Annotated in this window: 10 protein-coding genes; all 10 read right to left on the bottom strand. The window is 63.4% G+C overall.

Features of this window, described 5'->3' with window-relative positions; genetic code table 11:
* Positions 1–20: 20 nt before the first annotated feature.
* The 10 genes from EN859_RS02715 to EN859_RS02760 all read right to left on the bottom strand — a co-directional run bounded on the left by EN859_RS02715 (position 21) and on the right by EN859_RS02760 (position 9,118).
* The gene (locus EN859_RS02715) at positions 21–932 is read right to left on the bottom strand and encodes an ABC transporter substrate-binding protein (RefSeq protein WP_127852279.1); all 912 of its coding nucleotides are present in this window, start codon (positions 930–932) and stop codon (positions 21–23) included.
* Between the two features lie 240 nt (positions 933–1,172).
* The gene (locus EN859_RS02720) at positions 1,173–2,396 is read right to left on the bottom strand and encodes an MFS transporter (protein WP_127852280.1); all 1,224 of its coding nucleotides are present in this window, start codon (positions 2,394–2,396) and stop codon (positions 1,173–1,175) included.
* Positions 2,393–2,893: a transcription antitermination factor NusB gene (gene nusB / locus EN859_RS02725; protein WP_127852281.1), complete on the bottom strand. Its 501-nt coding sequence runs from the start codon at positions 2,891–2,893 to the stop codon at positions 2,393–2,395. Before nusB ends, EN859_RS02720 begins: the two co-directional genes overlap by 4 nt.
* Positions 2,890–3,384, bottom strand: coding sequence for a 6,7-dimethyl-8-ribityllumazine synthase (gene ribH / locus EN859_RS02730; protein ID WP_127852282.1), 495 nt, complete (start codon positions 3,382–3,384; stop codon positions 2,890–2,892). The genes nusB and ribH overlap by 4 nt, the downstream gene beginning before the upstream one ends.
* Positions 3,385–3,628: 244 nt before the next feature.
* Entirely contained in the window at positions 3,629–4,246 is a 618-nt protein-coding gene (locus EN859_RS02735; protein ID WP_127852283.1) for a riboflavin synthase, read from the bottom strand.
* Positions 4,246–5,370 carry a bifunctional diaminohydroxyphosphoribosylaminopyrimidine deaminase/5-amino-6-(5-phosphoribosylamino)uracil reductase RibD gene (gene ribD / locus EN859_RS02740; protein WP_189501633.1) on the bottom strand — a complete coding sequence of 375 codons (1,125 nt, stop codon included), beginning with the start codon at positions 5,368–5,370 and terminating at the stop codon, positions 4,246–4,248. Before ribD ends, EN859_RS02735 begins: the two co-directional genes overlap by 1 nt.
* A gap of 2 nt (positions 5,371–5,372) precedes the next feature.
* A complete protein-coding gene (gene nrdR, locus EN859_RS02745) occupies positions 5,373–5,849 on the bottom strand; it encodes a transcriptional regulator NrdR (protein WP_127852284.1) in 477 nt (158 codons plus the stop codon).
* A 155-nt stretch (positions 5,850–6,004) separates the two neighbouring features.
* Positions 6,005–6,472, bottom strand: a complete 468-nt coding sequence (locus EN859_RS02750) for a hypothetical protein (RefSeq protein WP_348632904.1) — start codon at positions 6,470–6,472, stop codon at positions 6,005–6,007.
* A 217-nt stretch (positions 6,473–6,689) separates the two neighbouring features.
* A complete protein-coding gene (glyA, locus tag EN859_RS02755) occupies positions 6,690–8,003 on the bottom strand; it encodes a serine hydroxymethyltransferase (protein WP_127852285.1) in 1,314 nt (437 codons plus the stop codon).
* A 221-nt stretch (positions 8,004–8,224) separates the two neighbouring features.
* A complete protein-coding gene (locus EN859_RS02760; RefSeq protein WP_127852320.1) occupies positions 8,225–9,118 on the bottom strand; it encodes an SDR family oxidoreductase in 894 nt (297 codons plus the stop codon).
* Positions 9,119–9,435: the final 317 nt, after the last annotated feature.

Raw genomic sequence — 9,435 nt, forward strand, 5'->3', positions numbered from 1 at the left:
CGACTTCAGGTGCGGGCCACCTACTTCAGAAAACCGTTCTTCTTCAGAAAGTCCTCGGCGACGCCCTTGACGGGCTCGCCGCCGACCTGGACGCGGCCGTTGAGCTCCTGCAGCGTGACGAGGTCGAGCTTGGCGAAGACCGGGTTCAACAGCGTATCGATCTCGGGATGCTCTTTCAGCGCCGCCTCGCGGATGATCGGCGCCGGCTGGTAGACCGGCTGCACGCCCTTGTCGTCCTGCAGCACGACCAGGCCGGACGGCGCGATACCGCCATCGGTGCCGTAGACCATGGCGGCGTTGGCGCCGTTGGTCTGGTTCGCCGCCGCGGCGATGGTCGCCGCCGTATCGCCGCCCGACAGCGTGATCAGCTGGTCGGGCTTCAGTGTGAAGCCATAGATGGTCTGGAAGGCCGGCAAGGCAGCCGCCGAATTGACGAACTCGGCCGAGGCCGCCAGCACCACCTTGCCGCCACCCGCGACGTATTTGCCGAAGTCGGTAAGCGTGACCAGCTTGTTGGTGTCGGCGACGTCCTTGCGCAGCGCAATCGCCCATGTGTTGTTGGCCGGCGATGGCGACAGCCAGACGATCTTGTTGGCATCGTAGTCGAGCTTTTTCGCCGTTTCATAGGCCTTGGCGGCATCCTTCCATACCGGATCGTCGGTGTTTTGGAAGAAATAAGCGGCGTTGCCGGTGTATTCCGGATAGATGTCGATCTCGCCGGCGGTGATCGCCTTGCGCACCACCGGCGTGCCGCCGAGCTGGATGCGGTCGGTCGTCTTGATGTTATTGGCGTTCAGCACCAGCTGGATGATGTTGCCGAGCACGCCACCCTCGGTGTCGATCTTCGAGGACACGACCACCTGGGCATTTGCCGAGGCCGCGGAAATACCGAGCGCAAGTGCGGCGCCGGCCAGAAGCTTGATGGAAAGCATTGTGAAAATCCCTTGCTGTGAACCGGAATACGGTTGCCGCATATGAGCATGGCTTCAACGCCCCGTCGGGGTACACGGTTTCATAAGAAGCGGGATCAGTGCAATAATTTTGTTTGGACGCGCAAAAAATCCGGCGCCGCTTCGTCCCGACAGCATGATGTCAGCACAGCGCCACGCGTTCTTTCAGGACGCTGTAGCGCTTTGATTTGGTGCATGATCTTTCCCGACCTTTGGGTCAGGTCATGCGCTCTGGCGCCAGCCTGTCACCTTCAGCGCGCCCAATGCCACGAAGCAGAGCATGGTAACGGGAAAGATCATCCAGTTCAGCATTTCCCAGCCCCAGGCGTTGTAGACAGCGCCCGACATCAGCGAGGCAAAGGCGACGGAGCCGAACAGCACGAAATCATGAAAGCCCTGCACCTTGCCTTTCTCGGATGGCCGGTAGCTGGCCGCGACCATGGAGGTGGCGCCGATGAAGCTGAAATTCCAGCCGAGGCCAAGCAGGATCAGCGCCGTCCAGAACTGCCATAGCGCCAGTCCCGACAGCGCCACGACGGCACAACCGATCAGCAGCACAAGTCCGGTCGCGACGATCCGTTCGGCGCCGAAGCGGTAGATCAGCGAGCCGGTGAAGAAACTCGGCGCGAACATCGCCATGACATGCCAGGAAATGCCGAGCGTGGCTTCATCCGTCGACAGGCCGCAGCCGACCATGGCAAGCGGCGCGCCGGTCATGACGAAGCTCATCAGCGCATAGCTGCCGACGGCGCAAAACAGCGCCGCAATGAAGCGCGGCCTGGTGACGATCTCGGACAGCGGTCGGGCGTCGCTGTCGGCAACTTCTATTTTGCCACTTGCCTTGGCCGGGATGCGCAGGAACGAAAGAATGATGGCGCCGACCGCTGCCAGCACGAGGATGGACGCGAACGCGCCGGCAAACATCACCGGTGCAAGCAATTCGCGCGTGAAGATGACGATCTGCGGCCCGAGTATGGCAGTGACGATGCCCCCGGCCAGCACGAAGGAGATGGCGCGTGCCTTGAACTCCTGCGGTGCGTTGTCGGCTGCGGCGAAGCGGAATTGCTGGACGAAGGCACCGCCGACGCCGATCACCAGCAGGCCGAAGGCGAACAGCCAGAAGCTGGCCTGGAACAGCGCCAATGTGGCGATTAGGCCGCCCAGCGCGGTGACAACCGTGCCGGTCATAAAGCCATCGCGCTGGCCGAGCCGGCGGATGATCGCTGCGGCCGGCAATGCACCGAGCGCCACGCCGAGGTTGAACCCGGTAATTGGCGCCGTTGCCAGCGACTTGTCGGCGGCAAGCAGATATTGCCCGGCCAGCCCACCCATGGAAACGGCGATCGGTGCAGCCGAACCGATGATCGCCTGCGAAGCAGCAAGAATGAATGCCGTGCGGCGTGCTTCCCTGCCCGCTTCGGCAGCGACGACGGCCGTGGCCGTCATGAAGCGTCCTTGCCGCGTCCTTCGCCGCGCACCCGGCGCGACACGCGATCGAGCACCGCATTGGTCAGCTTCGGCTCGTCCTCTTCGTAAAAGGCCTTGGCGATGTCGACATATTCGGAGACGATGACGGCGACCGGCACATCCTCGCGCTTCATCAGTTCGTAGACGCCGGCGCGCAGAATGGCGCGCAGCGTCGAGTCGAGCCGGGACAGCGGCCAGTCGTCGGTCAGAGCCTGACGGATGATCGGATCGATGGTCTTCTGGTTCTCGACGACGCCGGTAAGGATGGCGCGAAACCATTGCGCGTCGGCTTCGCGATAGAGCGCGCCGTCGACTTCCTTGCCGAGCCTGAATGCCTCGTATTCGGCGGTGATCTCGAAGACGCCGCTGCCGGCCACATCCATCTGATAGAGCGCCTGCACGGCGGCCAGACGGGCGGCACCGCGCTTGTTGGCATGGCGCACCGCGGGTTTGGCCGGGGACGCGGGTTCGCTCACGATCGCTCCCCCAGCTGTTGCTTGAGGGCGATCATGGTCAGCGCCGCGCGCGCCGCAAAGCCGCCCTTGTCGCCTTCCGAGCGCCTGGCCCGCATCCAGGCCTGCTCGTCGTTCTCGGTGGTGAGAATGCCGTTGCCGATGCAGACCGAGTCCTGCACCGACAGATCCATCAGCGCACGGCTGGATTCATTGGCGACGATGTCGAAATGATAGGTATCGCCGCGGATGATGGTGCCGAGGGCGACAAATCCGTCATAGTTCGCCCCGCCTTCGGCGGCGCCGTCGAGCGCGAAGGAAATCACCGCGGGAATTTCCAGCGAACCCGGAACGGTGACGACGTCGTATGTGGCGCCCGCTTCCTCGAGCGCGCTGGTCGCGCCTTCGAGCAGCGCGTCGGCAAGGTCGTCATGAAAGCGCGCCTCGATGACAAGAAGGTGGGCCTTCTTCTTCGGACGGATGAACGCTTTGCCGTGTTGGGATGTGCCAGCCATAGATGTCTCCGGGGATCGCCGGTGACTTAGGCCGAAGCCGGTTTGATCGCAAGCGGAAGATTGGTGAAGGCGCGGAGGTCTGGCGAACTATCCCGTTTTCCAGCGCGGCGCCTGAAGCGGATAATCGGTATCAAGGCTCGAAGCCCAAGCCTGTGCGACGCGATGATCATCACAAGACCGGCACCCACGTCGGCCAAGGCTTCGCGAGTCAGTTGTTCTTCCTTATTGGAAGTTCCTCTAACCATCAGAGCCCCCCTTTCGCGGCCTCTGCCAAGCGCGCCGCGTAGCGGGCCATGGTGTCGATCTCCAAGTTCACTAGGTCGCCGACCTGGCGTTCGCCCCAGGTGGTGACGGTCAGCGAGTGATGGATCAACAGCACGTCGAAGCGGGTGCCTTCGACCTTGTTGACGGTGAGCGAAGTGCCGTCGAGCGCGACCGAGCCCTTGGGCGCGATGAATTTCGCCAGATCGTGCGGCGCTTCCAGCGTGAAACGCACGGCGTCGCCCTCCTCCTTGCGCGCCACGATCTCAGCCGTGCCGTCGACATGGCCTGATACAATGTGGCCGCCGAGCTCGTCGCCGATCCTGAGCGCCCGCTCCAGATTGATGCGCGTGCCGGATCTCCAGTCAATCGCCGTCGTCAGCCTGAGCGCCTCTTCCCAGGCCTCGACCTCAAACCAGCGTGCATTGGCACCGCTTTCCGGCAGTCCCGTCACCGTCAGGCAGACGCCGCCACAGGAAATCGAAGCACCAATGGCAATCGTCTCAGGGTCATAGGCGGTGTCGATGCGCAGGCCGACCCCTTCCCTCAGCGGCCTGACGGCAGCGACGGTGCCGACATCGGTGACAATTCCGGTAAACATCAAATGTCCCTTATCCATTCCGCGTATGTGTCTTCGCCGAAATGCATGTCGCGCAATTTGCGAAATCCTGCCGGGATATGGTTGGCGTCGATGGGCGATGCAATGCCGCTCTCGCCGATCGCGTCCGGTCCCTGGAACAGCACGATGCGGTCGACCAGCCCTTCCGTCAGGAAGGCCTTAGCCACTTTGGCGCCGCCTTCGACCAGGACGCTGGCCATGCCGAGCGCGGCCAGGTCCTCCAGCAGTTCCGGCAGGGCAACGCCGCCTTCATATGTTTCGGTGCCGATGAAGTGCACGCCCATGTGTTCGAGCGCTGCCCGCCGATGCGGGTCGGCTTCGTCGCAAGCGGCTATATAGAGCGGAACCCGGTCGACGCCGGAAACCAGCTTCGACGTCTCCGACAACCGGATTAGACGGTCGAGCACGATCCGCGCCGGAGAACGGCTCTCCAACCCCGGCAGCCGCACAGTCAGCGCCGGATCGTCCTCCAGAGCGGTGCCGATACCGATCAATATGCCGTCGGCTTCAGCTCGCATCAGATAGACTTCGCGCCGCGCGATGTCGCCGGTGATCGAGACCTGCCCCTCACCTTCCACGCCGATCTTGCCGTCGCTGGAAAGCGCAAGCTTCAGAATCACTTCCGGACGTTTTTTCAGAGATCGAATGAGATAGCCGGCCATCTGTTCGGCGGCCTCGGCCGCCAGCACCTTTTCGACCACCTCGACACCGGCCGCACGCAGGATGGCGTAGCCCTTGCCGGACACGCGCGGATCGGGGTCGCTCGCAGCGCCCACCACCCGCACGACGCCGGCATTGACCAGCGCTTTGGCGCAAGGCGGCGTGCGGCCGTGATGGGCGCAGGGTTCCAGAGTGACGTACGCCGTAGCGCCGCGCGCCAGCTCGCCAGCCTCTGCCAGCGCCTCGGTCTCGGCATGCGGCCGGCCGCCGACGGCGGTGACGCCGGTGCCGACAATCATCGGCCCCGCGCCGTCGTCGCGTACGATCAGCGTGCCTACGGAAGGATTGGTCGATGTCCGCCCGGCATTCTTGCGCGACAGCCTGAGTGTTGCCGCCATGAAGCGGCGATCGAGAACCTCCTGTTCGGCTTGGCTCAGCCTTGCCATGCTCAACCGGCGTCCTCTTCCTTGAGCTCGTCACCCTTGAGTTCGCCGAGCACCTCGTGGAAATCCTTGGCCTCGCGGAAATTGCGGTAGACCGAGGCAAAGCGCACATAGGCGACATCGTCGAGCGACTTCAGCGCCTCCATGACCAGCCGGCCGATCTCGCCGGAGGCAACTTCGGTTTCGCCCGAGCTTTCGAGCTGGCGCACGATGCCGGTCACCGCGCGGTCGATGCGCTCGGGGTCGACATTGCGCTTGCGCACCGCGATCTCGACCGAGCGCAGCAGCTTGTCGCGGTCGAACGGCACTTTGCGCCCGGACTTCTTCACCACGACGAGGTCGCGCAGCTGGACGCGCTCGAAGGTGGTGAAGCGGCCGCCGCAATCGGGGCAGACGCGCCGCCTGCGGATCGCTGCGCCGTCCTCGGCGGGGCGAGAATCCTTCACCTGCGTATCTTCGGACTGGCAGTAGGGACAGCGCATGGTGAGCCTTCGGTTCGCGATTCTCGTGGAGCGAAAGGCTTAGAGCTTTTTGCCGCGATGGCAAAGCAATCAGGGCGGCCCCTCGTGCCTCAGAGATAGCGAGCCGCAAAGAAAATTGCCAGCACCCCACAAGCGGGATGGTAGTGTCAGCCGTATCAGGGCGCGACGTCACCGGTCGGGAACCCGCACGATACGCCCAGGCTGCGATAGGCCTTGGTGAAGCCGTCCATCGATACCATCGCGACCGGCTTGTCTTTGAAGCTGACATCGAGCGCGCCGGCGCGGCGCATGGCACGCAGCACCGCCAGGGTGGTCTCGGTCTTGTTATTCATCATCCATTGTCCGTCGCCGCTGGCATTGACGGTCGCCTTGACCTTGCCGTTGCTGTCGCCGAACACCGCCGGGATGTTCTCACCGGTCGGCAAGTCCTTATTTTTCAGGGCGATGACGAGGGTCGGGTAGCCGTCGGGCGGCAGTGCGTCGCCATTCGAGATGGCGAGCGTAAGGGTGCCGCTGGTGCCGTCCGCGTCGAGAAAAGCGGTCGAGGCGGCGCAGGTCTTGCGCACATCCTCACCGGTGTTGACCTCGTCGACGATGGTGGACCATTTGCCGAAAGTCTCCATCTTGGGCTCGACTTGAGCGGGCGCGGGTTGGGCGGGCGCAGCAGTCTGTGCCCAAGCAGCGCCGGAGAGCGGCAAGACGGTCACCGTGGCGACGGCGCCAAGAGCACCAAAGCCGGCGAGACGAAAGATTCGCATCATCATCAAGGCTCCTCAGCAGATGCCGTCACCGCAGTCGATCCGGCATCGTCACAGATAAGGGATGACGCCTTGCGTCAGGTCAACCGAGATATGGATAGAGCGGAAAACGGTCCGTTAATGCCATGACCTTGGCCTTCACCGCTGTCTCGACGGCGGCGTTGCCCTCATCGGAATTGGCGACCTTCAGCCCGTCCAGCACTTCGGCGATCAATTTGCCAATCTCGCGGAACTCGGCCTGACCGAAGCCGCGGGTGGTGCCGGCCGGCGTGCCGAGGCGCACGCCAGAGGTGACGAAAGGCTTTTCCGGATCAAAGGGAATGCCGTTCTTGTTGCAAGTGATGTTGGCGCGGCCAAGAGCTGCCTCGGCGCGCTTGCCGGTGGCGTTCTTGGGGCGCAGGTCGACCAGCATCAAATGGTTGTCGGTGCCGCCGGAGACGATGTCGAGGCCCGTCTCCTGCAGGCTGGAGGCCAGCGCCTTGGCGTTGGCGGCGACGCTCTCGGCATAAACCTTGAAGCTTGGCTTCAGCGCCTCGCCGAGCGCCACCGCCTTGGCGGCGATGACATGCATCAGCGGGCCGCCCTGCAGGCCGGGAAAGACAGCCGAGTTCATCTTCTTGGCGATGTCCTCGTCATTGCACAGGATCATGCCGCCGCGCGGGCCGCGCAGCGACTTGTGCGTCGTCGTCGTCACGACATGGGCATGCGGCAGCGGCGACGGATGAACCCCGCCGGCGACCAGGCCGGCGATGTGAGCCATGTCGACCATCAGGTAGGCGCCGATGCTGTCGGCGATCTCGCGAAAGCGCTTCCAATCCCAGACGCGCGAATAGGCTGTGCCGCCGGCCAGGATCAGCTTCGGTCTGGTCTCATGGGCGGTCTTTTCGATCGCATCCATGTCGAGCAAATGGTCGTCCTTGCGTACGCCGTAGGACACGACCTTGAACCACTTGCCGCTCATGTTGACCGGCGAGCCGTGCGTCAAGTGCCCGCCCGAACTGAGGTCGAGGCCCATGAAGGTGTCGCCGGGCTGCAGCAGCGCCAGGAACACCGCCTGGTTCATCTGGCTGCCGGAATTCGGCTGGACGTTGGCGAAGTTGCAGCTGAAGAGCTTTTTCGCGCGCTCGATGGCCAGTTCCTCGGCCACGTCGACGAACTGGCAGCCGCCATAGTAGCGCTTGCCCGGATAGCCCTCGGCATATTTGTTGGTCATGATCGAGCCTTGCGCCTCGAGCACGGCGCGGGAGACGATGTTTTCGGACGCAATCAGCTCGATCTCGTGGCGCTGGCGGCCGAGCTCGTTGCGGATGGCGCCGAAAATCTCCGGATCGGCGTCGGCAAGCGTGGTTTCGAAGAAGGATTCGAATTTGTTCGACACTGCCGCTGCTGTTGCCATGGGCTGAAATCCTTAAGGTCGGGGTCTGTCGCGCCATTAACACAGTTGCTTTCGCGCCGCCACGTTTACGGCGCGAAATTTGCTGGCCGGATTGCGGCAGAAGCGCCCGCCGGCGGAGAAAGGCCGCCCTGGGGGACGGCCTCTGCCTTACCGCATGAGCTGCAAAGGCAGGTCCCTCTTCGCTTCTGCGGCGCCAACGCAGAGCAGATGCGTAGGCCCATTCAGGTTTCGAAATAGCTCGGCTGGTCGATATCGGGAATCAGCCCGGGCTGTTTCGGGTCCCAGCCCAGCAGTGCCCGAGTTCGGTCGTTCGAGGTCGGGACATCCATGGACGCGAATAGCGCGAACCAGCCAAAATGGTCGGCCGCCTCTTCGGGGGACTTGGCCACGACGGGCACGTTCAGGCGGCGGCCGATCACGCCGGCGATGTCCTTGAACGGCACGCCCTCTTCGGCGATCGCGTGATACCGCCCCCCGGCGGCGCCGTGCTCGAGCGCAAGCCGGTAGGCGCGGGCGGCATCGAGCCGATGCACGGCGGGCCAGCGGTTGAGCCCTTCGCCCACATAGGCCGACACGCCCTTTTCGCGCGCAAAGTCGATGAGGCGCGGAACGAAGCCGTGATCGCCATGGCCATGGACTGACGGGGGAAGACGAACAACTGACGCGCGCACTCCACGCGGCGCCAGCGAGGCGGCTGTCGCCTCCGAAGCGCGGGGATACGAGGCTGAGGTGGGCACAGGCACATCTTCCTCGGTCGCCATGCGGCCCCGCGCCAGGAGTGCGGTCCCGGAGGTGACCAGCAGGGGGCGGTCGGAGCCCGCGAGCGCGGCGCCGAGCGCCTCGATGGCATGCCGGTCCATCTCGCAGTTTTCCGCGAATTTCGAGAAGTCATGGTTGAAACCGGTGTGAATCACCCCATCCGCTGCAGCGGCTCCGCTGCGCAAGCTTTCCAGGTCTTCAAGATCACCTCGATGCACTTCGGCACCAGCGGCGATAAGAGATTTGGCGGATGCATCCGAGCGGGCTACACCAAGCACCTGATAGCCCGCGCCAACCAATTCCTGAACAATGGCAGAACCGACAAATCCCGTCGCCCCGGTTACGAAAACACGCATCACGACTTCTCCTTCACTTCGTTTCATGACCGCATCCGCAGTCTCGTTGCCGTCGTGATAGGTGATTGGGAAAATACGATCTATGCTGTAAAGTCCGTATTATCTTCGCAATCGTCCGGAGTGGCTGATAGATTCACTCTCAGAGGTGCTGTCGCTGCTGAAATCGCGCAGTTCTATGTCCGCTTGCTATTCTTACTGAGTCAGAAAGTCGCGGATGCGGGGGATTCGAGCTGGTCGCAGATTTGTTAGCGTGCTGATTCGTGATCAGGGAAGCGCGCCATGCCTGACTGGAGAGCCGAGAGTGAAGCCGCATTTGA

Origin of the sequence: Mesorhizobium sp. M00.F.Ca.ET.216.01.1.1, from assembly GCF_004010325.2 — a bacterium.
In the GTDB taxonomy this organism is placed as follows: domain Bacteria; phylum Pseudomonadota; class Alphaproteobacteria; order Rhizobiales; family Rhizobiaceae; genus Mesorhizobium.

Bases quoted from the DNA above. Each gene is read 5' to 3' on its own strand.
- EN859_RS02715 (WP_127852279.1), bottom strand. From the start codon at position 932: ATGCTTTCCATCAAGCTTCTGGCCGGCGCCGCACTTGCGCTCGGTATT.
- EN859_RS02720 (WP_127852280.1), bottom strand. From the start codon at position 2,396: ATGACGGCCACGGCCGTCGTCGCTGCCGAAGCGGGCAGGGAAGCACGC.
- ribH (WP_127852282.1), bottom strand. From the start codon at position 3,384: ATGGCTGGCACATCCCAACACGGCAAAGCGTTCATCCGTCCGAAGAAG.
- EN859_RS02735 (WP_127852283.1), bottom strand. From the start codon at position 4,246: ATGTTTACCGGAATTGTCACCGATGTCGGCACCGTCGCTGCCGTCAGG.
- ribD (WP_189501633.1), bottom strand. From the start codon at position 5,370: ATGGCAAGGCTGAGCCAAGCCGAACAGGAGGTTCTCGATCGCCGCTTC.
- nrdR (WP_127852284.1), bottom strand. From the start codon at position 5,849: ATGCGCTGTCCCTACTGCCAGTCCGAAGATACGCAGGTGAAGGATTCT.
- EN859_RS02750 (WP_348632904.1), bottom strand. From the start codon at position 6,472: ATGGAGACTTTCGGCAAATGGTCCACCATCGTCGACGAGGTCAACACC.
- glyA (WP_127852285.1), bottom strand. From the start codon at position 8,003: ATGGCAACAGCAGCGGCAGTGTCGAACAAATTCGAATCCTTCTTCGAA.
- EN859_RS02760 (WP_127852320.1), bottom strand. From the start codon at position 9,118: ATGCGTGTTTTCGTAACCGGGGCGACGGGATTTGTCGGTTCTGCCATT.